This is a genomic window from Microbacterium sp. GW823-FHT02G05, from assembly GCF_058797175.1.
Window position 1 is genome coordinate 1,558,709 of record NZ_JBXAJK010000001.1, and the last position, 26,619, is coordinate 1,585,327.

24 protein-coding genes and 1 tRNA gene are annotated in these 26,619 nt (G+C 68.0%); 19 read left to right on the forward strand and 6 right to left on the reverse strand.

What is annotated here, in order from left to right; all coding sequences use genetic code 11:
- Positions 1-28: 28 nt before the first annotated feature.
- The 3 genes from AC1REM_RS07460 to AC1REM_RS07470 are packed head-to-tail and all read left to right on the forward strand — an operon-like array spanning position 29 to position 3,986.
- Positions 29-2,407 (forward strand): DNA polymerase III subunit gamma and tau, encoded by a 2,379-nt coding sequence (locus AC1REM_RS07460; RefSeq protein ID WP_492514049.1) that lies wholly within the window; start codon positions 29-31, stop codon positions 2,405-2,407.
- Positions 2,407-3,000 carry a recombination mediator RecR gene (gene recR / locus AC1REM_RS07465; protein ID WP_492514050.1) on the forward strand — a complete coding sequence of 198 codons (594 nt, stop codon included), beginning with the start codon at positions 2,407-2,409 and terminating at the stop codon, positions 2,998-3,000. The genes AC1REM_RS07460 and recR overlap by 1 nt, the downstream gene beginning before the upstream one ends.
- A complete protein-coding gene (locus tag AC1REM_RS07470; protein ID WP_492514051.1) occupies positions 2,997-3,986 on the forward strand; it encodes a DMT family transporter in 990 nt (329 codons plus the stop codon). Before recR ends, AC1REM_RS07470 begins: the two co-directional genes overlap by 4 nt.
- Positions 3,987-3,992: 6 nt before the next feature.
- Here the strand turns inward: AC1REM_RS07470 and AC1REM_RS07475 are convergent, their stop codons facing one another.
- Complete coding sequence (locus AC1REM_RS07475; RefSeq protein WP_492514052.1) at positions 3,993-4,457, reverse strand: DUF2871 domain-containing protein; 465 nt, start codon at positions 4,455-4,457, stop codon at positions 3,993-3,995.
- Between the two features lie 95 nt (positions 4,458-4,552).
- On the opposite strand from AC1REM_RS07475, the gene AC1REM_RS07480 reads away from it, so the two are divergent.
- The 6 genes from AC1REM_RS07480 to AC1REM_RS07505 all read left to right on the forward strand — a co-directional run bounded on the left by AC1REM_RS07480 (position 4,553) and on the right by AC1REM_RS07505 (position 11,174).
- Positions 4,553-5,758 (forward strand): sensor histidine kinase, encoded by a 1,206-nt coding sequence (locus tag AC1REM_RS07480; protein ID WP_492514053.1) that lies wholly within the window; start codon positions 4,553-4,555, stop codon positions 5,756-5,758.
- On the forward strand, positions 5,755-6,372 hold the full coding sequence (locus AC1REM_RS07485; protein ID WP_492514054.1) for a response regulator: 618 nt from the start codon (positions 5,755-5,757) through the stop codon (positions 6,370-6,372). Before AC1REM_RS07480 ends, AC1REM_RS07485 begins: the two co-directional genes overlap by 4 nt.
- A gap of 94 nt (positions 6,373-6,466) precedes the next feature.
- Positions 6,467-7,753 carry an aspartate kinase gene (locus tag AC1REM_RS07490; RefSeq protein WP_204939311.1) on the forward strand — a complete coding sequence of 429 codons (1,287 nt, stop codon included), beginning with the start codon at positions 6,467-6,469 and terminating at the stop codon, positions 7,751-7,753.
- Positions 7,754-7,922: 169 nt separating this feature from the next.
- A complete protein-coding gene (locus AC1REM_RS07495) occupies positions 7,923-8,993 on the forward strand; it encodes an aspartate-semialdehyde dehydrogenase (RefSeq protein ID WP_492514055.1) in 1,071 nt (356 codons plus the stop codon).
- A 57-nt stretch (positions 8,994-9,050) separates the two neighbouring features.
- Positions 9,051-10,523 (forward strand): malate:quinone oxidoreductase, encoded by a 1,473-nt coding sequence (locus tag AC1REM_RS07500; protein ID WP_492514056.1) that lies wholly within the window; start codon positions 9,051-9,053, stop codon positions 10,521-10,523.
- 9 nt (positions 10,524-10,532) lie between these two features.
- On the forward strand, positions 10,533-11,174 hold the full coding sequence (locus tag AC1REM_RS07505) for a thymidine kinase (RefSeq protein ID WP_492514057.1): 642 nt from the start codon (positions 10,533-10,535) through the stop codon (positions 11,172-11,174).
- A 41-nt stretch (positions 11,175-11,215) separates the two neighbouring features.
- Here the strand turns inward: AC1REM_RS07505 and AC1REM_RS07510 are convergent, their stop codons facing one another.
- The 4 genes from AC1REM_RS07510 to AC1REM_RS07525 all read right to left on the reverse strand — a co-directional run bounded on the left by AC1REM_RS07510 (position 11,216) and on the right by AC1REM_RS07525 (position 15,734).
- Entirely contained in the window at positions 11,216-11,989 is a 774-nt protein-coding gene (locus AC1REM_RS07510) for an HAD-IIB family hydrolase (protein ID WP_492514058.1), read from the reverse strand.
- Between the two features lie 102 nt (positions 11,990-12,091).
- Positions 12,092-12,165 (reverse strand) — tRNA-Pro (locus tag AC1REM_RS07515).
- Positions 12,166-12,216: 51 nt separating this feature from the next.
- The gene (locus tag AC1REM_RS07520; RefSeq protein ID WP_492514059.1) at positions 12,217-13,152 is read right to left on the reverse strand and encodes a metallophosphoesterase; all 936 of its coding nucleotides are present in this window, start codon (positions 13,150-13,152) and stop codon (positions 12,217-12,219) included.
- A complete protein-coding gene (locus tag AC1REM_RS07525; protein ID WP_492514060.1) occupies positions 13,149-15,734 on the reverse strand; it encodes a transglycosylase domain-containing protein in 2,586 nt (861 codons plus the stop codon). The genes AC1REM_RS07520 and AC1REM_RS07525 overlap by 4 nt, the downstream gene beginning before the upstream one ends.
- Positions 15,735-15,820: 86 nt before the next feature.
- On the opposite strand from AC1REM_RS07525, the gene sp36 reads away from it, so the two are divergent.
- Together sp36 and AC1REM_RS07535 are read left to right on the forward strand one after the other, a co-directional pair.
- Entirely contained in the window at positions 15,821-16,045 is a 225-nt protein-coding gene (sp36, locus tag AC1REM_RS07530) for a Sp36 family protein (RefSeq protein ID WP_492514061.1), read from the forward strand.
- Positions 16,042-16,500: a RidA family protein gene (locus AC1REM_RS07535; protein ID WP_492514062.1), complete on the forward strand. Its 459-nt coding sequence runs from the start codon at positions 16,042-16,044 to the stop codon at positions 16,498-16,500. The genes sp36 and AC1REM_RS07535 overlap by 4 nt, the downstream gene beginning before the upstream one ends.
- A 62-nt stretch (positions 16,501-16,562) precedes the next feature.
- Here AC1REM_RS07535 and acs read toward each other — a convergent pair whose 3' ends face one another.
- Complete coding sequence (acs, locus tag AC1REM_RS07540) at positions 16,563-18,530, reverse strand: acetate--CoA ligase (protein WP_492514063.1); 1,968 nt, start codon at positions 18,528-18,530, stop codon at positions 16,563-16,565.
- Positions 18,531-18,881: 351 nt separating this feature from the next.
- Between acs and AC1REM_RS07545 the strand changes: the two genes are divergently transcribed.
- The 8 genes from AC1REM_RS07545 to AC1REM_RS07580 all read left to right on the forward strand — a co-directional run bounded on the left by AC1REM_RS07545 (position 18,882) and on the right by AC1REM_RS07580 (position 26,619).
- Positions 18,882-20,003 (forward strand): TadA family conjugal transfer-associated ATPase, encoded by a 1,122-nt coding sequence (locus AC1REM_RS07545; protein WP_492514064.1) that lies wholly within the window; start codon positions 18,882-18,884, stop codon positions 20,001-20,003.
- A complete protein-coding gene (locus AC1REM_RS07550; protein WP_492514065.1) occupies positions 19,997-20,896 on the forward strand; it encodes a type II secretion system F family protein in 900 nt (299 codons plus the stop codon). Before AC1REM_RS07545 ends, AC1REM_RS07550 begins: the two co-directional genes overlap by 7 nt.
- 32 nt (positions 20,897-20,928) lie before the next feature.
- The gene (locus AC1REM_RS07555; RefSeq protein WP_492514066.1) at positions 20,929-21,168 is read left to right on the forward strand and encodes a DUF4244 domain-containing protein; all 240 of its coding nucleotides are present in this window, start codon (positions 20,929-20,931) and stop codon (positions 21,166-21,168) included.
- Position 21,169: 1 nt separating this feature from the next.
- Complete coding sequence (locus AC1REM_RS07560) at positions 21,170-21,529, forward strand: TadE family type IV pilus minor pilin (protein WP_492514067.1); 360 nt, start codon at positions 21,170-21,172, stop codon at positions 21,527-21,529.
- Positions 21,530-21,542: 13 nt separating this feature from the next.
- Positions 21,543-21,875 carry a helicase gene (locus AC1REM_RS07565; RefSeq protein WP_492514068.1) on the forward strand — a complete coding sequence of 111 codons (333 nt, stop codon included), beginning with the start codon at positions 21,543-21,545 and terminating at the stop codon, positions 21,873-21,875.
- Between the two features lie 64 nt (positions 21,876-21,939).
- Positions 21,940-24,768, forward strand: a complete 2,829-nt coding sequence (gene topA / locus AC1REM_RS07570) for a type I DNA topoisomerase (protein WP_492514069.1) — start codon at positions 21,940-21,942, stop codon at positions 24,766-24,768.
- Positions 24,765-25,403 carry a dTMP kinase gene (gene tmk / locus AC1REM_RS07575; RefSeq protein ID WP_492514070.1) on the forward strand — a complete coding sequence of 213 codons (639 nt, stop codon included), beginning with the start codon at positions 24,765-24,767 and terminating at the stop codon, positions 25,401-25,403. The genes topA and tmk overlap by 4 nt, the downstream gene beginning before the upstream one ends.
- A gap of 58 nt (positions 25,404-25,461) precedes the next feature.
- Positions 25,462-26,619 (forward strand): DNA polymerase III subunit delta', encoded by a 1,158-nt coding sequence (locus AC1REM_RS07580; protein ID WP_492514071.1) that lies wholly within the window; start codon positions 25,462-25,464, stop codon positions 26,617-26,619.

Genomic DNA, 26,619 nt, shown 5'->3' on the forward strand with positions numbered 1-26,619 from the left:
TGTCCGGGGCACGCCGTAGGCTTAGCGGGTGACCACAGCCCTTTACCGTCGATACCGGCCCGAGAACTTCGCCGAGATGATCGGGCAGTCTCAGGTCACCGATCCGCTCATGACGGCGCTGCGCAGCGATCGCGTGGGGCACGCGTACCTGTTCTCCGGTCCGCGCGGATGCGGCAAGACGACCTCGGCCCGGATTCTCGCGCGTTGCCTGAACTGCGCAGAAGGGCCGACTGACACCCCGTGCGGCGTCTGCCCGAGCTGTGTCGAGCTGTCCCGCGCCGGCGGCGGCTCGCTCGACGTCGTCGAGATCGACGCGGCCAGCCACAACGGCGTCGATGACGCGCGTGATCTGCGCGAGCGTGCGACCTTCGCACCGAGTCGTGACCGCTTCAAGATCTTCATCCTCGATGAGGCGCACATGGTCACGCCGCAGGGCTTCAACGCCCTGCTCAAGCTCGTCGAAGAGCCGCCTGCGCACGTCAAGTTCATCTTCGCGACGACCGAGCCCGACAAGGTGCTTGGCACAATCCGCTCGCGTACGCACCACTACCCGTTCCGGCTGGTTCCGCCGGCAGCGATGCTCGAGTACGTCGAGAAGCTGTGCCGAGAAGAGGGCGTCTCGGTCGAACCCGGTGTCCTGCCGCTCGTGGTGCGCGCCGGTGGCGGATCGCCCCGCGACACCCTGTCGCTGCTCGACCAGCTGATCGCCGGTTCCGAGGGCGACTCGGTCGGCTACGCCCGCGCGGTCGCACTGCTCGGCTATACGCACGGTGCCCTCCTCGATGAGATCGTCGACGCTCTCGCGTCGAACGACGCCACCATCGCGTTCCCCGCGGTGGATCGCGTCGTGCAGACCGGGCAGGATCCACGGCGGTTCGTCGACGACCTGCTCGAGCGGCTGCGCGATCTCATCGTGATCGCCGCGGTGGGCGACGGCGCATCCGCCGTGCTGCGCGGCGTTTCGGAAGAAGACCTCGCCAAGATGCGCGATCAGGCGGCGGTCTTCGGGGCGTCGCGGCTCTCGCGGACGGCCGACCTCGTGAGCACCGCGCTCGACGACATGAGCGGCGCCACCTCGCCGCGCCTGCACCTCGAACTGCTCGTCGCGCGTGTGCTCGCCGGGGGGCAGGATGAACCCGAGGGGCAGACAGCACCGACGCAGAGCGCAGCCTCGATGCGCGATGCCCGCGCCGCCGCGATGGCCACGATCGGGTCCGGGCCCGCGGCTCCGGCAGCACCTGCTGCGGCAGCTGCGCCGCGGGCATCCGAGGCCCCCGCGGCCGCTGCAGCCCCGGTGACGCCTACGACGACGGAGGTCCCCGCAGCGTCCTCGCCTGCGGAGGCGCCCGCCTCCGCTCTCGATCAGGTTTCCGCATCCGCGCCGGAGGCACCCGCACCCGAGAGCTCCGCGGCCGCGGTCCCTGCTCCGGAACCGTCCGGGCCTGCAGCCGATGCGCCCGAGACGCCCGCGCCGGAGTCTGCCGTGACGACGCCTGCTCCGGTCTCCGACGCCTCGGGGCCGGTGGACTTCGAGCGTGTTCGCGGCGCCTGGCCAAGAATCCTCACGCGTCTGCAGGCGATCAACAGCTCGTCGTGGATCGTCGTCACGGCGGTGCAGCCTCTCGGCTTCGACACCGCCAGCGAGGTGCTCACCGTCGGCTTCCCGTCGCAGTCCGACGTCGGACGCTTCCGCGGTGCGACGCCCGGCGACGGGCCTTCCGATCACCTGCGCACCGCGATCTCCGAGGAACTCGGTGTGCGCGTCAAGTTCAAGCCCGCACCACTTCCGCCGGCCGGTGCCGAGGGAACGAGCCGACCGGCTCCCGCGCAGCGTCCGTCGAACGGTCCGGCACGCAGCGTGTCTGACAACGCCGCCCCCGTGACGGAATGGGTCGTCGCGTCGATCCCGCGCGGCGAGAGCGCGCCTGCCGAGGCGCCCGGGGCAGAACCCGCGTCGCCCACAGCCTCGACGTCGCCCGCGGTTCCGGCCCCGAACGTGGCGGCGCCCGCACCGGTCCGCGAGGCACAGCCCGTCACCGCACCGGTCCGCGAGGCGCAGCCGGATGTCGAGACGATGCCCGCCTCCGGCTGGTACGAGCCGTCGAGTGACTACGACGACATGCCGCCTCCGCCCGAGGACGAGCCTCCGTACGATCCAGGGCCACCCGCAGAGCACGCCCCGCGCCAGAGCAGCGGGGCGCAGGGCTCATCCGTTGCGCCCGCATCCGCGCCGGCATCTACGCCCGCTGCGCCGCGTGACGCGGCCGGGCCCGCGTCTCGTCCCACCGTGACATCCCGACCTATCGGGGGTGGGGTGCAGCGCTACGGTGAAGCGGTCGTCCGGCAGGTGCTCGGGGCGTCCTTCGTGCGCGAAGAGCCCTTTGATCCCCCGACGAGGTTCAACTGATGTACGACGGCATTGTTCAAGAGCTGATCGACGAGTTCGGTCGTCTGCCGGGCATCGGCCCGAAATCCGCGCAGCGGATCACCTTCCACATCCTGCAGACGCCGAGCTTCGATGTCGCACGTCTCGCGGAACTCCTCGGCGAGATCCGTGAGCGGGTGCGCTTCTGCGAGGTCTGTGGCAACGTCGCGGAGCAGGAACGCTGCGCGATCTGCCGCGATCCCCGTCGCAACCCGGCGCTCATCTGCGTCGTCGAAGACGCGAAAGACGTCTCGGCGATCGAGCGCACGCGCGAGTTCCGTGGGCTTTATCACGTCCTCGGCGGCGCCATCAGTCCGATCGCGGGCGTCGGTCCTGACGATCTGCGCATCACGCAGCTCATGACCCGCCTCGCTGACGGCACCGTGCAAGAGGTCATCATCGCCACGAACCCGAACCTCGAGGGTGAGGCGACCGCGAGCTACCTCAGCCGTCTGCTCACGACGATGCAGATCACGGTCTCGCGGCTCGCCTCCGGTCTTCCGGTCGGGGGCGATCTCGAGTACGCCGACGAGGTCACGCTCGGTCGCGCCTTCGAAGGCCGGCGCGTCCTGTGAACCAGAGCGGTGGTTTCACCCGCCGCGGGTGGCTGCTGTTCGCCGCGATGGCGCTGATCTGGGGCGTCCCGTACCTGTTCATCAGCATCGCCGTCGAAACGTACTCTCCGCCCGCCGTCGTGGCTGGGCGCACCCTCATCGCCGCCCTGCTGCTGCTGCCGTTCGCGATCCGCAGCGGCGCGCTCAAGGCCGCCTGGAAGCTCTGGCCGTGGGTGCTCGCCTTCGGGCTCGTCGAGATGGCGGGGCCTTTCCTCCTGCTGGGGCACGCAGAGCAGACGCTGCCTTCGGGGCTCACAGGCCTTCTGGTGGCGACCGTGCCGCTCGTCGCCGCGGTCATCGCTCTGCTGGGCGGAGACAGGGGAGTGCTGCGCCCCGCGCGCATCATCGGCCTGTTCGTCGGCATCGTAGGGGTGGGGATCGTCGTCGCCGGCCCCAGCCTGTTCGGCCACGGTCAGCTCGACCTTCTCGCGATCGGCGAGGTGCTGCTGGTCGCCGTCCTCTACGCGATCGCGCCTTTCATCGTCGCGCGCAAGCTGTCGTCCGTGCCCTCGCTCGGAACGATCACGCTCTCGCTCCTGGCGATCGGGCTCCTGTACCTGCCGATCGCGCTGGTCGTTCCGTCGGCACCGCCGACGCTCGAATCGACGGTCGCCCTCGTCATCCTCGGCGTGCTGTGCACGGCCGTCGCATTCCTGGCGTTCTTCGCCCTCATCCGCGAAGTAGGGCCCGTGCGTGCGCCGCTGTTCACGTACGTCAACCCGGTCGTCGCGATCGTCCTGGGTGCGCTGATCCTCGCGGAGCCGCTCACACCGGGGCTCCTCATCGGCTTCCCGCTCATCATCCTCGGATGCTGGTTCGCCGGAACAGGCGGGCGGCTGCGCCCGGTCGCCGCGGAGGCTGTGCCCACCGATACGAGTGCGATCGCCGAGTGCGCTGATCCCGAGGCCGAGCCGTCCGCGCCGACGCAACGCGCCGACGCGGAGTAGACCCGCTCAGCTCGCGATGGCCGCGCGGGCGTCGCGGCGCAGTGCCGCGTTGAGGTTCAGCAGGAGCAGCACGAAGCCGGCGCCGATCAGGATGTGCCCGAGGCCGGCGATCCCCGAGATCATCCCCGAGCCCTCCAGGCCCTTCACCTGAAGGATGCCATGCCACACGAGCAGTGCCGTCGTGAGCACGACGCCGAGGTTGTAGATCCAGAAGAACCAGCGCAACAGGCGACTTGTCGACAGGCGGAAGACCTTCTCCAGAATCAGCACGATCAGCAGCACGAGCATGCCGAGGGTCAGGATGTGCGTGTGCGCGAGGCCGAGCTGACCTGCGAAACCCTCCGGGTACCCGTTTGCCTTCGTGAACTCACGGTAGAACAGGCCCGCGGCGAGGCCGAGCACGGCGTAGACAGCGGTCGTGCCGAGCAGGATGCGCAGTGTGCGGTGATGGGTGGCAGTGTTTTCCGTCATACGTCGAGCTTCCGTGCGTCGCGGTGATGTGACATCCATCGAAGGATCGATCTCCGTACGTGGCAGCGATGGCGGCGACGCGCGAGGATGAGAACATGGACGCGCACGCCTCGCTGGGTTCGGCACGACAGCGGATGCTCCGCGGTGCCCGATTCGCGCTGCATGTGATCACCGTCGTGTTGGCGTTCGTCGGCACGATCCGTGCGATCGATGCCGGTGCCGAGATTGTCGTCGCCTCGATCGCCGCAGCACTCTTCCTCGGCTGGTACGCCACAGGTGCCGCGCTGCTGCAGGGAGCCGTGGCCCGCTGGTGGCTGTTCGCTCTTGCGGCTCTGTGGGCCGGTCTGCTCGCGATCTCCGCCGAGTACGTCTGGCTGGCGTTTCCCCTGCTGCTGCTGGCGGGGCACGTGCTGCAGGCGGGTTGGTCGGTGGTCTTCGCGATCCTCGTTCTCGCTGCGGCGATCACGGCGCCGCTCCTGCACCACGGCCAGACGTCGTTCGCGCACATCGTCGGCCCGGTCGTCGGCGGTGGATTCGCGCTCGCGATCTCGCTCGGCTATGACACGCTGCTGCGCGACGCGGCGGAACGCGAACGCCTCATCGCCTCTCTGGTGCGCGCGCAGCACGAGACGGCGGAGCTGCAGGATGAGCTTCTGCGGACGCAGCGCGAGGCGGGCGCGAGTCGCGAGCGGACACGTCTCGCGCGTGACCTGCACGACACGATCGCGCAGGAGCTCAGTTCGATCTCCCTTCTCGCGCGTACGGGCGAGATCGTGCGGATGCCGCAGATCGACGCTCTGGCGCAGAAGTCGTTGACCGAGCTGCGCCGCATCGTCGCGGCTCTCGACCCGACGGAGTTGGAGGGCTCTGCTCTCGCCGGGGCCCTGGAGCGGATGTTGGCGGAGGCACACGCCCACAGCGGCATCCAGACGAGTCTCGAGGTCGATCTGTCGCCGCGGGCTCTGCCCACAGCGGTCGAGGTCACCCTTCTTCGCGTCGCTCAGTCGGCATTGGCGAATGTGCGCCAGCACGCGGCGGCGACCACCGTCGCCGTCCGACTTCACGAGAGTGAGGGAAGCATCGGGCTGGACATCGTCGACGACGGCGCGGGCTTCGATCCCGATGCCGGCGAGCAGCCGCGTGCAGAGCGCACGTCGTACGGCCTCGCGGCGATGCGCGCGCGAGTGCGGGAGCACGGCGGTGAGTTGCACGTGGAGAGCGCGGTGGGCGAAGGCACGCGGCTTCGGGTGCGCATCCCCCTTCCTGGCGCCGACGCATTCGGTGTCGGAGGCGTCGCATGAGCATCCGTCTCCTCCTCATCGACGACCACCCCATCGTGCGCGCGGGATTGCGCGCCGTCGTCGAAGGGCGCGGCTTCACGGTCGCGGGCGAGGCTGCGACGGGCGAGGAGGGGGTCGCCGCGGCATCCGAGCTTCGTCCTGATGTCGTGCTGTGCGACCTGCGCTTGGGGGAGGGGATCGACGGGGTCGCCGCGACCGCCGCGCTGCGCGCACTGCCGGATCCGCCCGCCGTGCTGATCCTCACGACCTTCGACCACGACGCGCAGATCGTGCGCGCGCTGGAAGCCGGTGCCGCCGGATACCTGCTCAAAGACGTCGACACCGATACGATCGCGCGAGCGATCCGCGATGCGGCCGCGGGCGGACTGGTCTTCACTCCGGAGGGGGACCAGCGGCTTCTGGCCGCGCTCCGCGCTCCCCGTGTCGCTCTCACCGCGCGCGAGCTCGAGGTGCTCGGCCAGGTCGCCGCGGGCGCGAGCAACAAGGAGATCGCGGCGGCGCTGTTCATCACAGAAGCCACGGTCAAGACCCATGTGGTGCACCTGCTGCAGAAGCTCGGAGTCGACAGTCGCACGGGTGCCGTGAGCGAGGCGCGGCGACGCGGCCTGCTCTGAGCAGGACGGGGCTCCGTCACATGTCCGTTTCGGCATACGGCCCGCTTCTAGAATGTGAGGGGCTGTATCGCCCACCATCCCCCAGGAGTGTTTCGTGGCTCTCATCGTGCAGAAGTACGGCGGCTCGTCCGTCGCCGACGCAGAAGGCATCAAGCGCGTCGCCAAGCGCATCGTCGACACCCGTCGTGCTGGTCATGACGTCGTCGTCGCCGTGAGCGCCATGGGCGACACCACCGACGAGCTGCTCGACCTTGCGGCCGAGGTCGCCCCGATCCCCGCGCCGCGCGAACTCGACATGCTGCTCTCCAGCGGAGAGCGCATCTCGATGGCGCTGCTGGCCATGGCGATCCACTCCATGGGCTTCGACGCGCGCTCCTTCACCGGTCCTCAGGCCGGAATGCGCACCGACAGCCGACACGGTGCGGCTCGCATCGTCGAAGTCACCCCGACCCGTCTGCGCGAGGCGCTCGACGAGGGAGCCATCGTCATCGTCGCCGGATTCCAGGGGCTCAACGACGACACGCAAGACATCACGACCCTGGGCCGCGGCGGTTCTGACACAACCGCCGTCGCGCTCGCCGCCGCGCTCGAGGCGGATGTCTGTGAGATCTACAGCGACGTCGACGGTATCTTCACGGCCGACCCGCGCGTCGTGCCTCTTGCGCACAAGCTGGGATCGATCGGCGCAGAAGAGATGCTCGAGCTCGCGGCCAACGGTGCGAAGGTCCTCTACATCCGCGCGGTCGAGTACGCACGCCGTCATGGCGTCCTCATTCACGCTCGTTCGACGTTCTCGTCGAACGAGGGCACCTACGTTCTGGGCGAGGGGCAGAAGTCCCCCCGCGAATCCGAGGGAGAAGACATGGAAGAGCCGATCGTCGCCGGAGTCGCGACCGACCTCAGCCAGGCCAAGGTCACGGTCACGGGCGTTCCGGATGTTCCGGGCAAGGCCGCCGAGATCTTCAAGATCGTGTCGAAATCGGGCGCGAACGTCGACATGATCGTGCAGAACGTGTCGGCCGCCGGCACCGCACGCACCGACATCTCCTTCACCCTGCCGAAGTCGGATGCTGCCGCCGCGCTGCGCGCGCTGTCCGCCGAGCAGGAAGAGGTCGGTTTCGAGGGGCTGCTGCACGACGACCAGATCGGCAAGCTGTCGGTCGTCGGTGCGGGCATGCGCACTCACTCGGGTGTCTCCGCGACCCTCTTCGAGGCGCTGAGCTCGACCGGTATCAACATCGAGATGATCTCGACGTCTGAGATCCGCATCTCGGTCGTGCTGCGCGGTGACGACCTCGCTCACGCCGCCCGCGTCGTGCACACCGCCTACGGTCTCGACGGCGACGTCGAGGCGATCGTCGCCGCGGGCACCGGCCGCTGACCCACCGGGGAGGGGCGGCTTCGACGCGAAGCATCCCGCCCCTCTCGTGAGCCGCTAGACTCACGGAAACCCTGACATCGGCGACAGGCGCGGCATCCGCACCCGGCCGCCGTGCCTTGCGCCTCGCACGCCTCCCGCCTCCGCGGGAGTTTGAAGCCAAGGAACCCCAATGACCCGCATCTCTGACTCTGGACTCTCCGTCGCCATCGTCGGCGCCACCGGCCAGGTTGGCACCGTCATGCGCCAGATTCTCGCGGAGCGGTCTTTCCCGATTCGCGAGCTGCGCCTGTTCGCCTCCGCGCGCTCTGCCGGTTCCGAGATCGATTACGCCGGTGTCTCCGTCATCGTCGAGGACGTCGAGACCGCGGATGCCTCGGGCATCGACATCGCGCTGTTCTCGGCCGGTGCCACGGCCAGCCGTGCCTACGCCGAGCGTTTCGCCGCCGCGGGCGCGGTCGTGGTCGACAACTCCAGCGCATGGCGCATGCACCCGGAAGTTCCGCTGGTCGTCAGCGAGGTCAATCCCGAGGCGATCGACGACGCCCCCAAGGGCATCATCGCCAACCCGAACTGCACCACCATGGCGGCGATGCCCGTCATCAAGGCGCTGCACGCCGAGGCCGGCGTCGAGCGCCTCATCGTCAGCACCTACCAGGCCGTGAGCGGCTCGGGCATCTCCGGCGCAGAAGAGCTTCTCGGGCAGGTGCGGGCCGTGCTGGAGCAGGGCGACACCCTGCGACTCGTGCACGACGGCGAATCGGTCGACTTCCCCGCGCCGAACAACTACGTCGCTCCCATCGCCTTCGATGTGATCCCGCAGGCGGGTTCGGTCGTCGATGACGGCGAGAACGAGACCGACGAAGAGAAGAAGCTCCGCAACGAGAGCCGCAAGATCCTGGGCCTGCCCGACCTCCGCGTCGCAGGCACCTGCGTGCGCGTTCCTGTCTTCACGGGCCATTCGCTCTCCATCCACGCGGAGTTCGCGAACGACATCACCCCCGACCGGGCGCGCGAGGTGCTGGCAGCTGCTCCGGGCGTCGAGCTGCGTGAGGTCCCGACCCCGCTGCACGCCGCGGGCAAGAACCCCAGCTTCGTCGGGCGCATCCGCCAGGACCAGTCCGCGCCCGAGAACAAGGGCCTCGTCCTGTTCATCAGCAACGACAACCTGCGCAAGGGCGCAGCGCTCAACGCTGTGCAGGTGGCCGAGCTCGTCGCCGAGCGCATCGCCGTCGCATCCTGAGCCGAGGGGCCTGGGGTGGTGGTCTGCGGCCACCGGGAGGCGAACTAGACTGTTCAGGTGACTGAAACCGTCGACGTCGTCCTCATCGGTGGTGGCATCATGAGCGCCACCCTGGGTACCCTTCTGCACGAACTCCAGCCCGACTGGAAGATCGTCGCCTTCGAGCGACTCTCCGATGTCGCGCAGGAGAGCTCGAACCCGTGGAACAACGCAGGGACGGGCCACGCGGCCCTCTGCGAGCTCAACTACATGCCCGACACCGGGGGCGACGACATCGACCCCGCGAAGGCCGTCGGCATCAACGAGCAGTTCCAGCTGAGCCGTCAGCTGTGGTCGACGCTGGTCGAACGCGGTGTTCTCGACGAGCCCTCGACGTTCATCAACGCCACCCCGCACATGACCTTCGTGCAGGGCGAGAAAGACGTCGACTACCTGCGTCGCCGCTACGAGGTGCTCAAGAAGCAGCCCCTCTTCGCCGGCATCGAGTACAGCGAAGACTCGCGTGTGATCAACCAGTGGGCGCCGCTGCTCATGCAGAAGCGCCTCAAGGGCAAGAAGTTCGCCGCGACCCGCGTGCCCGCCGGCACCGACGTCGACTTCGGCGCGCTCACGCACCAGCTCTTCGACCACCTGCAGAAGAACGGCACCACGGTCTACAAGAACCGGGAGATTCGCTCGCTGAAGCAGCAGAAGGACGGCACCTGGCGTCTGAAGTACCGCGACACGATCGGCAGCACGCCGGGCGAGATCAAGGCCCGTTTCGTGTTCGTCGGAGCGGGCGGCTGGGCGCTCAAGATGCTGCAGCGCTCGGGGATCCCCGAGATCAAGGGCTACGGCGTCTTCCCCATCGGCGGGCAGTTCCTGAAGACCACGAACCCGAAGATCGTCGCGCAGCACAAGGCGAAGGTGTACTCGCAGGCATCCGTCGGCGCACCGCCCATGTCGGTGCCGCACCTCGACGCACGCGTCGTCGACGGTGAATCGTCCCTGCTGTTCGGCCCGTTCGCGACCTTCAGCCCGAAGTTCCTCAAGCAGGGTTCGCTGCTCGACATCGTCACCCAGGTGCGTCCGCACAACCTGTGGCCCATGCTGCGCGTGGCCTTCGCGAACCCGGATCTCATCACGTACCTCGTCGGCGAGCTGATGAAGAACCACCACAAGAAGGTCGACAGCCTGCGCACTTTCATGCCGACCGCGAAGGACGAGGACTGGACGCTCATCCAGGCCGGCCAGCGTGCGCAGGTCATGAAGAAGGACGCGAAGAAGGGTGGCGTCCTCCAGTTCGGCACCGAGGTCATCACCGCGAAGGACGGAACGATCGCCGGTCTTCTCGGCGCGTCCCCGGGTGCCTCGACGGCTGTGCCGATCATGCTCGACGTTCTGCAGCGCTGCTTCCCTGAGCAGTACAAGGGCTGGGAGTCGGCGATCGAGGACCTCATCCCGACCTACGGCACGAAGCTGAACACCGATCCTGCAGCCGCGCAGACGTCGATGGCGGCCACTGCGGGCGTTCTCGGGATCTCGGAGTAGCTCGTCACCGTGGCGAAGCTCTACTTCCGCTACGGGGCGATGAACTCCGGCAAGTCCACGGCGCTCCTGCAGGCCGCGTACAACTACGAAGAACGCGGCCAGCGGGTGCTGCTGGCGAAGCCGGAGATCGACACCAAGGGTGCCGGCCAGATCGAGAGTCGTCTCGGGATGACGCGTGAGGTGGACTTCCTCATCGCGCCAGGTGCATCCGTGCGGGAGCTGTTCCAGCAGGAGCGCCTGTGCGCGCGGCAGGAAGAGGCAGATGCGCTGCTTCCGGAGAGCCCCCGTGATATCGCGTGCCTGCTCGTCGACGAGGCGCAGTTCCTCTCCGCCGAGCAGATCGATGACCTGTTCCGCATCGCCGTGGTCGACGGCATCCCGGTGATGGCCTACGGCATCCGCAACGACTTCCTGACCCACGCCTTCCCCGGCTCTGCCCGGCTTTTGGCGATCGCACACTCCCTGGAGGAGCTCAAGACGATCTGCCGCTGCGGACGCAAGGCGGTGTTCAATGGCAGACGGATCGACGACCGCTTCGTCTTCGACGGTGATCAGGTCGCCATCGACGGCGGCGGAGACGAGCACGTCGTCACGTACGAGTCACTCTGCGGCAACTGCTATCTCGCGGAATCCGGCGGGCGTCTGGGCTGAGGCGGCGTCAGCCCCGCGGGGCGGCAATGCGCCGATGGTCCTCAGACGGCTTCAGAGGTTCGGAGAGCGAGCAGCAGCGCGTCCAGGTGGTCGGCGGTGTCTTCCCAGCCTTCGACGGCGACAGAGGGCACTCCCATGGCCTTGACAGGATAGTCGTTGCCGCCTTCGTCGAGTCGATCACCGTAGAAGAGCATGTCGGCGAGCGCGATCCCGGTGCGCTGTGCGAGCTCAGCCATGCCATAGGCCTTGTCTATGCCCGCGCGGGTGATGTCGATCGACGTGGAGCCGCCGGCGCGCACCTCGAGGTCGGGCACACGGGGGGCGACGGCGTCACGCAGCGCGATGCGCTTGGAGCCATCCGGATCCCAGGCCTTCTTTGCGTCGTGGGGTGCACGCTGGCCGAGAGCTGAGAATGTGATCTGTGAGCCGCGGTCTTCGAGGATCGGGCCCCAGGTCTCGGTCTCCCAGATATCGAGACGCTGCGCTTCCTCTTCCAGTGCGGCGAGCGCCGCGGTCTTCTGCGCCGCGGAGAGGTCATGGGCGTAGACGAGCGCGAACTCTACGCCGTCGTGGTGCAGGTACCGGGTGCCGCAGGTGGGCATGAGGTGGATGCGTGCCAAGAGCCCCGCATCAGCGTCGCCGAGCCGAGAGATCACCTGGCTGCGAAACTGCTCCTCGTTGCCGCCGGAGATGATCGCGACCTCGACGGTCTCTGCGAGTGCGAGCAGCTGTCGTGCGATGCGGTCGTCGATCGGGCTCTTCGAGGGGGCGAGTGTGTCGTCGAGGTCGAAGGCGACCAGGCGCGGCGTCGTCATGATCCTCCAGCGTAGTGCGCGGCGATGCGAGGCGACCGAGAACCCCGGAGGTCGCCCGGATATGGAGAGAGGGACCGCACCGAAGTGGGTCCCTCTCTGTTGTCGGGATGACAGGATTTGAACCTGCGACCTCTTCGTCCCGAACGAAGCGCGCTACCAAGCTGCGCCACATCCCGCGACAACCGTTCAAGTCTATAGCGAAATTCGCACAGCACCCAATCGGCGTGTCACCCGCGCGCGGTGAGCGTCAGCAGCGTCGCCTCGGGGCGGCATGCGAATCGCACGGGGGCGTAGATCGAGTGGCCGCAGCCCGCGCTCACGTTCAGGGGAACGCGGATACCGTGGTGCTCCCAGGTGCTCAGGCCCTTCGCCTGCTTCAGGGGAATGTCGCAGTTGGCGACAAGTGCCCCGAAGCCGGGTAGGCACACCTGGCCGCCGTGCGTGTGCCCGCCGAAGATCGCATCGGCGCCGAGGGTCACGAACTCGTTCAGAACGCGCTGGTAGGGAGCGTGGGTGACGCCGAGCACGACGGTGTCGTCGGTATGCGCGCCGAGAGCGGCGATGCGGTCGGGGAGAACTCCCAGCTCGTCCCAGCCTCGGTGGGGATCATTCACCCCGAAGAGGTCCACGCGCAGGTCGCCGAGCGTGAGGCTCGTCGCGGCGTTGTTGATGTTGTGCCACCCCAGGCCGTCGGTGAAGAACTGGTCCATCGCAGACGAGTCCAGTGGCTCGGCGCTGCGGTGCTTCTTCGACGGGCCACGGAAGTAGTTCAGCGGGTTGCGAGGGCTCGGTGCGTGCAGATCGTTGGATCCGTGCACGAAGACACCGGGGATGCCGGCGAACGGCGCGAACGCCCTGCGGATGCCCGCGAGTCCTTCGACGTGACCGATGTTGTCACCGGTGTTGATGATTAGATCGGGCTGCAGTGCGGCGAGGGACGAGAGCCACTGCTGCTTGCGATGCTGCCAGGGCGCCATATGGACGTCTGAGAGGTGCAGGATGCGCAGCGGTGCGCTGCCGCGGGGGAGGGCCGCTGCCGTCACTTCACGCACGGTGAACAGGTATCGCTCGATGCCGATGCCCCAGATCGCGGCCGCCGCGCCAGCGGCCCCCACCGCGCCGAGCGCGATGAGGGCCGGGTGTGCAGCTCTGTTCTTCGTCAACAGTCCTGCTTCTTGTAGTTGAGCGTGATCGCTGTACTCTTTGACGTCATCGTTCCGGCGGGTGGATTCGAACTCGTCACCGAGCCATCAGGGCCGCCGCTGCCTTCGGTGCATTGACCGAGCGATACGTTGGTGAACCCGGCGGCCTGGAGTTTCGCCACTGCATCCGCGGGTTTGTCGCCCGCGACGTTCGGGACCTTCGCGCCCTGGCCGTTGCTGGGCGAGATCGTCACCGTGGTGCCACCCGCGACCTGACCGGCCCCGGGGTCCTGGGCGGCGATCGTGCCCGGCGCGAGTTCGCTGTCGATCGGCTCGCCCACGTTGACGCTGAACCCAGCGTTCTCGAGGGTCTGCACAGCAGCATCCTGCGCCATGCCGACGACGTTCGGGAGATCGGTGAGGACACGGCGCACGAGGTTGCTCGCCGGACCCGGGAACGCGTTGCCGCCGTAGATGGCGTTCGCTGCGCCCTGCAACGCGGGTGTCAGGTAATGACGAGTGCTCGTGAGATTCACGCCATTCGCGCTGAAGTCGTACAGATCGACCAGGTCGAGGCTGTTGCCGACCCAGACGGCGGTTGCCGTCTCGGTGCTGGCCGTGATCATCGTCGTCTGGTCGTCATTGTGCGTACCGGTCTTGCCGATCAGCGGCACCGAGTCGTCCGTCTGTGAAGCTGTACCGGTACCGCGGGTCATGACCTGCTCGAGCGCGTACGCCGCAGTGTTCGCGACCTCCGGCGTGAGCACAGCCGTGCACGAAGGCGGCGGCACGGGGATCTCGGTGCCGTCCTGGCCGACGATGCGGTCGATCGCGCGGGGGACACAGTAGGTGCCGCCGTTGCCGATCGTGCCGATGGCGGACGCCATCTGGATCGGGGCGATGGCCTTGGAACCGAGCACGTCGAAGGGCACGTTCTGGTCAGTGACCTTGCCCATGTCGCCCAGGTGGACGCCCATCCGATCGGCCACCTTGTTGATGTCGCAGAGGTCGAGGCGCTCCGCCATGGCGAAGTATCCGCTGTTCAGCGATGCTGTGGTGAACGAGAGCGGAGTGCCGTTGCCGCCGCGCTGACCGCCGGCGTTGCCGACGATCTCCGTGCCGAAGGGCACGGGCGAGTCGCCGCATTTCATCTTGTTGAAGAGGCGGTTCGTACCGTTGAGGGTCTCGTTGAGCGAGTTTCCCTTCTCCAGCCAGTCGATGAGTGTGAAGATCTTGTACGTCGAGCCGACGGGGAACCCGATCGAACCGCCGTGGTCGTAGTCGGCTCCGTACACCAGACCGGAGTACCCGGGCTGGCCTTCCAGTTCCGCCTCCTCGGTGAAGGTCGTGTTCTGGGTGATCGCGAGGATGCGTCCGGTCTTGGACTCGATCGTGACGCCGGCGGCGCCGAAGTGCATCCCCTCAATCGCCGCCGGGGCGTACTCTGCCATCGCAGCATTGCCTGCGTCCTGGATCGGCGCGCTGAGCGAGGTGTAGATGTCGAGTCCGCCTCGGAGGAGGTTGTCGCGGCGCTCCTCGGGGGTGGCTCCGAAGGCAGGGTCGCTCTCGAGAGTGGCCTTCACGTACTGGCAGAAGTAGGCATTGCGCTCTGCCGCCGCACATCCGGATGACGGGGGGACGATGTTCGGTGTGATCGGCTCCGCGTAGGAGGCGTCGTACTGCTCCTGGTTGATCTTCCCGTCGATCAGGAGGCGCTCAAGCACGTAGTTGCGGCGCGTGAGCGTCTCGGCATAGCCGTCTGCCTCGGAGTTGTAGAGGGAGTCGGTCTTGCTGTCGTACATCGAGCCCTCGGGCTGATCGATGCGATACGAGTTCGGGTTCTGCACCATTCCGGCGAGGATCGCGGCCTGGCTGATGCTGAGAGTGGCGGCCGTCGCCCCGAAGTAGCGCTGCGCTGCGGCTTCGATGCCGTAGGTCGTGCCGCCGAAGTTGGCGAGGTTCAGATATCCGAGAAGGATGTCGTTCTTGGAGTACTCCTTCTCGATCTGCAGGGCGAAGCGCATCTCCTGCAGCTTTCGCTGGATGCCCTTCGAGCCGCTGGACGCCGAAGCCTCCAGCCAGCACTGCTCAAGCTTCTCGCTGCGATCGGGGTCGCCGAGATCGATGTCGCGCTCACAGTCCTGCAGCAGCACGTTCTTGACGTACTGCTGGCTGATGGAGGAGCCACCGCGCGTGGAGGTTCCGCGCAGGTTGTCGATGAGCGCCTTCGTCGTACCCAGCAGGTCGACGCCGCCGTGCTTGTAGAAGTTCTTGTCTTCACTCGAGAGGACGGCGTCGAACATGATCGGCGCGACCTGGTCGAAGGTGACCGGGATGCGGTTCTGATCGAAGAACCGCGCCAGCTGCACGGGGTTCCCATCGGTGCCCGTGTAGTAGATCGTCGTCGGTTCCATCGGACGGTCGACCTTGAGATTCGAGGGCAGGTCTTCGAAGAGACCGATCGCGTTCGAGGCTGTGGCGCCGGTGACAGCGATGGCGGGGGTCACCGTGGCAGTGACGAGCACGCCGGCGACGACGCTCAGACCGACAAGTCCAGCGAGTCCGCCGAGCACACCTTTAGCCGTGCGGGTGGGATGAGGCATACGCTAGATCGTAGGGGAGTTCCCTGAAAAGCGCCTTTGACGACTGCGAGATGTGCGGTCATCCGGCCCGAGAAAATCGGAGAACCATGACGACGTGGGAGTACTTCACCACACCGCTGCTGATTCACAACACCACCGCGATCCTCAACAACTGGGGCAAGCAGGGCTGGGAGCTGGTGCAGGTCATCACCGGCCCTGAGGGTGGGCTTGTGGCGTACTTCAAGCGCCCCGTGATGCAGGATGCCACCGCCAACCCGGGTCTCGCGGCCGCCGCAGAGGCCGCGCGTCAGTTCGAGGGCGGTGCCGCATGAGCGTCTCCGCACGCCTCGATGAACTCGGTATCGAGCTCCCTGCCGTCGCCGCACCGGTCGCCGCATATGTGGCTGCGCGTGTCCATGGCGACCTTGTCTACACCTCAGGGCAGCTGCCCTTCACGGATGGCGCCCTGCCCGCGACCGGCAAGGTCGGCGCTGAGGTCTCCGCGGATGATGCGAAGGCCTACGCGCGCACCTGCGCGCTGAACGCGATCGCCGCAGCGGCATCCGTCGCGGGCGGCGTCGACAAGCTCAGCGGCGTCCTGCGGGTCGGCGGCTTCGTCGCATCCGTTCCCTCCTTCACAGGCCAGCCGGGCGTCATCAACGGTGCCAGTGAGGTGCTCGCCGAGATCTTCGGCGACGCGGGGCGCCACGCCCGTGCCGCGGTCGGAGTGCCCGTGCTGCCGCTCGACAGCCCCGTCGAGGTCGAGGTGACCTTCACGCTCGCCTGAGCCTCTCGTATGCACGAAGACGCCGCCCCGGTCAGCCGGGGCGGCGTCTTCGTGCATAAGGGCTACTTGACCTGTGCCGAGATGATGCTCATGACGGCCGTGTCGGCGAGCGTCGTCGTGTCGCCGACCTCGCGACCCTCCGCGACATCGCGTAGCAGGCGTCGCATGATCTTGCCCGAGCGGGTCTTGGGCAGCTCGCCCACGATGTACACGTCACGAGGACGTGCGATCGGGCCGATCTGCTCTCCGACCCAGAGGCGCAGCTGCTGTGCGAGGCCCTCGGGGGTGTGCTCGGCGAGGTAGCTCTCCTTGAGGATCACGAACGCCACGACCGCCTGACCCGTGGTCTCATCCGACGCACCGACGACCGCCGCCTCTGCGGTTGCCTCGTGCGCCACGAGGGAGGACTCGATCTCTGCAGTGGACAGGCGGTGGCCCGAGACGTTCATGACGTCGTCGACGCGGCCGAGGAGCCAGAGGTCGCCGTCTTCGTCATGGCGCGCGCCGTCGCCGGCGAAGTAGTAGCCCTGCGCTTCGAACTTCTCCCAGTACGTCTCCTTGAAGCGCTCCGGGTCGCCCCAGATACCGCGGAGCATGCTCGGCCACGGTTCGGTGACGACGAGCAGGCCGCCGCTCTCGTCGCGGATCGGCGTGCCGGATTCGTCCACCACGTCGATCGAGATGCCGGGGAGCGCCACCTGCGCGGATCCGGGCTTCGTGTTCGTGATGCCCGGCAGCGGGGAGACCATGATCGCACCGGTCTCGGTCTGCCACCACGTGTCGACGATCGGCGTCTTGTCGCCGCCGATGACCTCGCGGTACCACATCCACGCCTCGGGGTTGATGGGCTCGCCCACAGAGCCGAGCAGACGCAGGGAGGAGAGGTCGAACTGCTGCGGAACACTGCGCCCGATCTTCATGAACGAGCGGATCGCCGTCGGTGCCGTGTAGAAGATCGAGACGCCGTAACGCTCGATGATCTCCCACCAGCGGCCGGGGTGCGGCGAGTCCGGGGTGCCTTCGAACAGCACCTGCGTGGCGCCGTTCGCGAGGGGGCCGTACGTGACATACGAGTGTCCGGTGATCCAGCCGATGTCGGCGGTGCACCAGAAGACATCGGTCTCGGGCTTCAGGTCGAACACGTTCTTGTGCGTGTACGCGGCCTGGGTGAGGTATCCGCCGGACGTGTGGAGGATGCCCTTCGGCTTTCCGGTCGTGCCCGAGGTGTAGAGGATGAAGAGGGGGTTCTCCGCGGGGAAGGCCTCAGCGGTGTGCTCTGCGGATGCGGCAGGAACCACATCGTGCCACCACACATCACGCCCTTCTGCCCAGTCGACCTCGTTCTCCGTGCGACGCACCACAAGCACGTGCTCGACGGTCTTCTGCTCGCCGTCGCCACGGTCCGCGAGTGCCTGGTCGACCGCGGGCTTGAGCGGCGACACGCGACCCTTGCGGAAGCCTCCGTCGGCCGTGATCACGACCTTGGCGCCGGCGTCGTCGATGCGCGAGCGCAGACTGTCGGCGCTGAAGCCGCCGAAGACGACAGAGTGGATCGCGCCGATGCGTGCCACGGCGAGCATGGAGGCGACGGCCTCGGGGATCATCGGCAGGTAGATCGCGACGCGGTCGCCCTGGCCGACGCCCATCTCGGTGAGGACATTGGCGACGCGCTTGACCTCGGCGGTGAGCTCGGCGTAGGTGATGCGGCGCTGATCGCCCGGCTCTCCCTCGAAGAAGAGCGCGACGCGGTCGCCGTTGCCGGCTTCGACGTGACGGTCGAGGCAGTTGTACGCGACGTTGAGCTCGCCGTCGTCGAACCACTTCGCGAACGGCGGCGTCGACCAGTCGAGTACCTGGGTGAAGGGCGTGTGCCAGTGCAGCAGATCGCGGGACTGATCGGCCCAGAATCCTTCGCGGTCAGCCGCTGCGCGCTCGTAGATGGCGGGCTGTGCGACGGCCTGTGCAGCGAACTCAGCGGACGGGGGGAAGTGACGGGATTCGTCCAGCAGGTGATCGATCTGGCTGCTCATACGAGGACGCGCTCCTTTGCGACGGGTATTTCGGGTCGCCACAAGACGGCGACATCGAGAATCTAGTGGTGGGGCCGACGCGCGCATACTGTCGAAAGTTGGTAGTCCGATGCTGAGTTGCGTCCGCAGTTCGGATGCGTACACTCTCGGTCAGCCGATTTCTTCACAGACGGCATGACGCCGCGGTCCCTCCCTTCCGCGGCGTGAGGGCGGCATCCCATTCCCCCCGTGGGGTGCCGCCCGTTCCTCTCTCCGCGTGTCGAGTTGTGCACAGGCGTGACTAGAGCGCTGTTGTCCACCGAGCATGCATCGCGGCGTCGGGCGCTGTCGCAACCTTTCTAGCGTCGAGGCATGCCTGAGCCCTTCGTCATCACGCCGCGCACTTCTGCCGCGTCACGGCCTGCCGGCGCGCCCGACGCGACCACGGCGGAGACGGCCGGTGAGCTGTTCGTGGCGACGGGTACCGGCCAGCATCGAGAGCGGTCGGATGCGGCGCTGCCGCAGCATCCGCTGTTCATCCGACATCCCCTTCTGGCGGACGCCTGGAGCGATGAGCAGGTGACCGATCTCTTCGTCAACGGCAGCACCGGAATGTTCGTCGACCGCGGCGCTGGTCCCGAGCGCGTCGAGCGCTGGTCGGCGGCCGAACGCGAGGTGCGGGAGATCGCCGTGGAGCTCGTCGGTCTCGGGGGACGGCACCTTGACGATCAGGCACCCTGCGTCGATGTGCGGTTGGGAGCAGGTGTCCGTGTGCATGCGGTTCTCGCCCCGGTCGCGACCTCCGGCACCGCGGTGTCGGTGCGCATCCCACGCGTGCGGGCGGGCGACCTGGAGGGGCTTCAGGCCCGGGGACTGTGCGACGACCGACAGCGGTCATGGATCGCGCGCATGGTCGCAGCCCGGCGAAACATCCTGATCACGGGAGGAACCGGCAGCGGCAAGACGACCCTGTTGTCGGCGCTGCTGACGGCGGTGCCGCCGGGGGAGCGGATCGTGACGATCGAGGACGTCGCCGAACTGCATCCGCTGCATCCGCATCACGTGTCGCTGGAGGCGCGCCAGCCCAATCTCGAAGGAGCCGGAGGGATCTCGGTCGCGCGCCTGGTGCGCGAGTCGTTGCGGATGCGTCCCGATCGCCTCGTCGTGGGGGAGTGTCGAGGAGAAGAGGTCCGTGATCTGCTGACCGCGCTGAACACCGGCCATGATGGTGGCGCAGGCACCCTGCATGCCAGCAGCCTCGCCGACGTCCCCGCTCGTCTGGAAGCGCTGGGTGCGCTTGCGGGAATGGATGCGCCCGCACTCGCGCGGCAGTCTGTCAGCGCGTTCGACGTCGTACTGCACCTCGCGCGAGACCGCGACGGCATGCGCCGGCTGCAGGACGTGGGGCGGCTGCGGCTCGCGGACGACCGGCTCGCAATCGAATCCGTGCGGCCCTGGGACGAGTCGCGGTCTGAGGGAACCGGCACATGGTGAGCCTGGTCCGGCGATCGCCCCCGCCCGCATCCGCACGACCGGAGCTTGTGCGCACACTCGCTGTGCTCTTGCAGGCGGGCGCCCGGCCCGTCGTCGCGTGGCGACATGTGGCCGAGGGCGGCGATTCCGACGCGCAGGCGGTCGTCGCCGCGAGTGAGAGGGGGCAGGCGCTGCCGGACGCGATTCGTGCGCGAGGCGTGGGGTGGGCTGAGGTCTCGGCCGCCTGGGGGATCGCGGCGACGGTCGGCGCTCCGCTCGGAGACGTGCTGCGCGGCATCGCCGACGCCCTGCAGGACGCGGAGGCGACCTCGGATGATGTGCGCATCGCGCTCGCGGAACCGGCGAGCACCGCCCGTTTGATGCTCTGGCTGCCGCTCGTCGGTGTGCTCCTCGGTATCGCGCTCGGCTTCGACACGCTGGTCGTACTCACGACCTCGCCGCTCGGCGTCGCCTGTCTCGTCGGAGGAGTGCTGCTGACGGCGCTCGCGCGCATCTGGACATCCGCGCTCGTTCGTCGCGCGCAGCCGGCTCCCGGCATCCCGGGGATGGACGCCGAACTGCTCGCCGTCGCGCTCACAGGAGGCGCGTCAATCGCCCGGGCGCGTCAGCTCGTCGCGGACGAGCAGCTCGGCGACGCCGCGGACGGTGTCGGATGCGAGCGAGTCCTGCGGCTGTCGCAGGCGGCCGGCGTTCCTGCCGTCGAACTCCTCCGGGCGCATGCGTCCGAGAGTCGTCGCTCCGCCCGCGTGCAGGGCAGAGTCGCCGCCGCGCGACTCGGGTCGCGACTTCTCCTTCCTCTCGGCGCGTGCACGCTGCCTGCCTTCCTCCTGCTGGGTGTCGCACCGCTCATCCTGAGCGTCTTCCTGTCGACGCCTCTCCCGCTGGGGCCCTGACCGGGGCCCTCCCACAAAGAAAAGGAACCACCATGCTCATCTCTCGACTCGCCCGGGCCTCCCGCTCTACCGCACTCCCACCGCTTCCGCCGCTGACCCGCGGCCGCGCCGTTGACCTCTTCACCGACGACACGGGCGCGGCGACGGCCGAGTACGCCGTGGCCACGATGGCGGCGGTCGCGTTCGCCGGCCTTCTGGTCGTCATCATGAGGTCGGATGAGGTCCGCGGCATCCTCACCGATCTCGTCCGCCGCGCACTCACGGTCTCGTGACGTGAGGGGTCGAGATCTCTCCCGGCGCCTGCGAGGCGATCGGGGCGCCGCGACCGCGGAACTCGCCGTCGCGCTTCCCGTGGTCGTGCTGACGCTGCTGCTCGGCGGCGGTGCACTCGCCGCGGGAACACGCCAGGTCGCGCTGCAAGATGCGGTTGCTGATGCGGCGCGTCTGCTGGCCCGCGGGGAGGGGGATGCGGTGGCGTCGCTCACCGTGCATCGCGCGGTCACCGGCGCGCAGACGAGCGTCGGACGGCACGACGGTCTCGTCTGCGTCTCGGCGGAGGCTGTCGTGCCGATCGCCGGAGCTCTCACTCTCCCGATCCGAACCTCCAGCTGCGCACTCGACGGCGGGCTGTAGCGCTGTGGCGAGCGTGACCCTCACCGTCGGGGCGGCGGCCACAGCGGCAACCCTTGCGATCGCCGCCGCTCTGATCGGCGGCGCCGCGACCGCATCCCAGCGTCTGGCGAGCGGGGCGGACGCCGCCGCACTCGCGGCCGCCGACGTCGCATCCGGCGCCGTGGCCTCCGCGGGCAGCCCTTGCGAGGTCGCGGCCACGGTGGCCGCCGCATCCGGAGCGCGCCTCGATGACTGTCGGTTTGAGGGCTTCGTGGCGATCGTGCAGGTCTCCTCGGCGTACGCTGGAATCACTGCCGTCGCCCGATCCCGAGCTGGACCACCCGAGGTCGCCGCGGACGACGGATAACCTCCGCATGGGAATCCCTCCCGAATGTGGTGTGTATGGTGTGCTTCGAAGAAAGGACGCACCCGTGGCGCAAGGCAAGAAGCTGGTCATCGTCGAGTCCCCGACCAAGATGAAGTCGATTCAGGGGTACCTCGGCGACGGCTATGAGGTGCTCAGCTCGGTCGGTCACATCCGTGACCTCGCCGACAAGAAAGACATCCCGGCCGCCGACAAAGCCGCCTACGGCAAGTACTCGATCGACGTTGAGAATGACTTCGACCCGTACTACGTCGTCAGCGACCGCAAGACCAAGACCGTCGCTGAGCTCAAGCGCGCGCTGAAGACGGCCGACGAGGTCTTGCTCGCCACCGATGAAGATCGCGAAGGCGAAGCCATCGCGTGGCATCTTCTCGAGACGCTCAAGCCGAAGGTCCCGGTCAAGCGCATGGTGTTCCACGAGATCACCAAGGACGCCATCCAGGCGGCCATCGGCAACACCCGCGAGCTCGACGTCGCTCTCGTCGACGCGCAGGAGACCCGGCGCATCCTCGACCGCCTCTACGGGTGGGACGTCTCGCCCGTGCTCTGGTACAAGGTCAAGACCGGTCTGTCGGCGGGGCGCGTGCAGTCGGCCGCGACGCGCATGATCGTCGAGCGCGAGCGCGAGCGCATGGCGTTCGTCTCCGCCGAGTACTGGGACGTCGAAGCTGCCGCATCCAGCAGCGGATTCACCGTCCGCCTGGTGCGCGTGGACGGCGGCCAGCTCGCCCGAGGCACCGACTTCGACGACACCGGAAAGCTGAAGAAGGCCGTCGTCATCCTGGATGAGCGCAAGGCCACAGCGCTCGCCACGGCGGTCGACGCCGCCGGTACGGGTGAGGTCACCAAGGTCGAGGCGAAGCCCGGCAAGCGCAGCCCCTATGCCCCCTTCACGACCTCCACGATGCAGCAGGAGGCCGGACGCAAGCTCTCCATGAGCGCGAAGCAGGCGATGAGCGTCGCCCAGCGTCTGTACGAAAAGGGTTACATCACCTATATGCGTACGGACTCGATCTCGCTGAGCACCCAGGCCGTCCAGGCGGCACGCTCGCAGGCCGTCGCACTGTACGGCGACCAGGCGGTGCCGCTCAACCCGCGTGTCTACACCTCGAAGACGAAGAACGCGCAGGAGGCGCATGAGGCCATCCGCCCCTCGGGTGAGGAGTTCCGCACCCCGGCATCCGTCGCGAACGAACTCGACCGTGAAGAGCAGCGCCTCTACGACCTGATCTGGAAGCGCACCGTCGCCAGCCAGATGTCCGACGCGAAGTACGAGACGACGACCGTCACGATCGCCGTCGACGCCGCCGGACAGAAGGCCGAGTTCACCGCATCCGGCACCGTCTACACCTTCAAGGGATTCCTCGAGGCGTACGAAGAGGGCCGCGACGAGAAGCGCAGCGATGCGGATGCTGCTGAGAACCAGTCGCTTCCCGCTGTCGCTGTCGGCGACGCCCTCTCGATGAAGGACGCCGTCGCGAAGGGGCACAAGACCACCCCGAAGCCGCGCTTCACCGAAGCATCCCTCGTCAAGGCCCTCGAAGAGCACGGCATCGGACGCCCGTCGACCTTCGCGAGCATCATCGGCACCGTGATCGACCGTGGCTATGCGACCAAGCGCGGTCAGGCGCTCGTTCCGACCTGGCTCGCGTTCAGCGTCGTGCGTCTGCTCGAGCAGCACTTCGCCGAACTGATCGACTACGACTTCACCGCCGCACTCGAGGACGACCTCGATGCGATCGCCCGTGGCGAGCAGAACCGTGTCGAATGGCTGCGCTCCTTCTACTACGGGTCCGAGGCGCAGGTGGGTCTGCGTCAGGTCGTCGACAACCTCGGCGAGATCGACGCGCGTGCGTTGAACTCCACACCGATCACCGACACGGCGACCCTCCGCTTCGGCAAGTACGGTCCCTACCTGGAGGTTGCGGACCCCGCGAACCCCGAGGCGAAGCCGCGCATCGTCAACGTTCCCGAAGACCTCGCGCCGGACGAGCTCACCGCCGCGAAGGCGCAGGAGCTCATCGACGCGCCCGTCGCGGGAGATCGTGTCCTGGGCGAGAACCCCGCCAACGGCAAGATCATCGTCGTCAAGGACGGTCGATTCGGCCCGTACGTGCAGGAGAACGAGCCCGAGGCTGAGGTCGTCGACGAGGCGACGGGCGAGGTGCTTCCGGCGGATGAGAAGCCGAAGAAGAAGGGCGCGAAGAAGGATGCGGCGCCCAAGCCACGCACCGGATCCCTGTTCCGCTCCATGTCGGTCGACACGATCGACCTCGAGACCGCGCTTCGGCTGCTCGACCTGCCGCGCGTCGTCGGCACGGACCCCGAGAGCGGGGACGAGATCACGGCGCAGAACGGCCGCTTCGGCCCGTATCTGAAGAAGGGCACCGACTCGCGTTCGCTGGAGAACGAGCAGCAGATCTTCGACATCACCCTTGAACAGGCGCTCGAGATCTACGCGCAGCCGAAGTACGGTGCCCGCAAGGCATCGAGCGCGCTCGTCGAGTTCGAAGCCGACCCCGAGAGCGGCAAACCGATTCGCATCCGCGACGGGCGTTTCGGCCCGTACGTGACCGACGGCGTCACGAACGTGACGATCCCGAAGGCCGAGAAGCCGGAAGACATCACCTTCGAACGTGCCGTGCAGATGCTCGCCGACAAGCGGGCGAAGGGTCCGGCTCCCAAGCGCGGTGCCAAGAAGGCACCGGCCAAGAAGGCTCCCGCGAAGAAGCCCGCTGCCAAGAAGGCTCCCGCGAAGAAGGCGACTGCGAAGACCGACGACGAGAAGGCTGCGGCTCGCTCGGCGGCGGCGAAGAAGGCCGCGGCGACACGTGCGGCGAACGCGGCGAAGAAGGCTGCCGAGGCGAGTTCGTGACATCCGGTCTCTGGATCACTCTCGAAGGCGGCGATGGTTCGGGCAAGACCACCCAGGCGGAGCTGCTCACGGAGCGGCTGCGCGCTGACGGTCGGACGGTGGTGCGCACCCGCGAACCCGGTGGCTCCGAGGTCGGCCAGCTGATCCGCGACATCGTGCTGCACCACCGCGGTGATATCGCCCCGCGCGCGGAGGCGCTGCTGTACGCGGCGGACCGCGCGCACCATGTCGCGACGGTGGTGCGCCCCGCACTCGCGCGCGGCGAGGTCGTGCTGCAGGATCGCTATCTCGATTCGTCCGTCGCCTACCAGGGGGCCGGACGCGTGCTGGACGCCACGGAGGTGCGCGAACTGTCACTGTGGGCTGCCGAGGGTGCGCTGCCCGACCTGACCGTGCTGCTGGATCTGGATCCGACGACGGCGCGGGAGCGCCTGGACTCTGCAGACAAGCCGTTCGACCGACTTGAGGCCGAGCGAGAGGAGTTCCACGCGCGCGTGCGCGGTGCCTACCTCGAGCTCGCAGCGGCGGAGCCCGCACGTTTTCTCGTGGTGGATGCGGCGCGGCCGCCAGCGGCGATCGCCGAGCGCATCCACGAACGCGTCGCCGCACTCGTGCAGACGCACGAACTGCGCTGAGAGGTCGGGTCCCTCGTCCGTTCGAGGTGATGTCCGGCACCCCGACTAGGCTGAAAGCATGCCAGACGCCGCGACCGCCCCGTTTCCGTGGACGGACGTCTGGGGACAGGACGCCGCAGTCGAGATCCTTCGGGGGGCCGCATCCGACCCCGCATCGCTCTCGCATGCCTGGCTGATCACCGGGCCGCCCGGATCCGGCCGGTCGACCCTCGCCTACGCGTTCGCGGCAGCGCTGATCGCTCGCGATGCCGGCGATGAGGCGACCATGCGCCAGGTGCTCGCCCGGACGCATCCGGATGTCACGGCGCTGCGCACTGACAAGGTGATCATCACGATCGCCGAGGCGCGCGCGCTGGTGGAACGCTCCTACTTCTCGCCGTCGGCGGGGCGCTATCGGGTGATCGTCGTGGAAGACGCCGACCGCATGGTCGAGCGCACATCGAACGTTCTGCTGAAGGCCCTCGAAGAGCCGCCGGAGCGCACGGTCTGGATTCTCTGCGCGCCGAGCGAGGCCGACCTGCTGCCGACCATCCGCTCACGCGTGCGGTCACTGCGCCTGCGCGAGCCCGACGTGGAAGACGTCGCACGTCTGATCGCGCATCGCACCGGCGTCGACGATGCCACCGCAGAGCAGGCGGCGCGGCACGCGCAGCGACACATCGGCATGGCTCAGCGTCTGGCGACCGATGAGGCGGCACGACGACGTCGCGACACGACGCTGCGCGCCGTTCTGCGCGTACGCGGTGTGGGTGATGCGGTGACCGTGGCCGGCGAGATCGTCCAGGCTGCGACCGAAGACGCCAAGGCGCTGACCGTCGAGCGCGATGCAGCCGAGCGCGCCGCGCTGCTGCGCACGGTGGGGTTGGCCGAGGGCCAAGCGGTGCCGCAGGCGCTGCGCACGCAGTTCTCGGCGCTCGAGGACGACCAGAAGAAGCGGGCGACGCGAAGCCTGCGCGACGGCATCGACCGCGTCCTCACTGACCTGCAGTCCCTGTTCCGCGATGTCGTGATGCTGCAGTACGGGCGCGGAGAAGAATTGATCAACCGAGAACTCGCTGACGATCTGCGCGCGCTCGCCGCTGCGTGGGATGTGCCCCGTACGCTGAGAGTTCTTGACCATCTGGCCGAGACACGGGAGTCGTTGGAACGCAACGTCGCCCCGACCCTTGCCCTCGAGAGCTTGCTCGTCACCGTGACGAGCGGGAGGACACCGTGA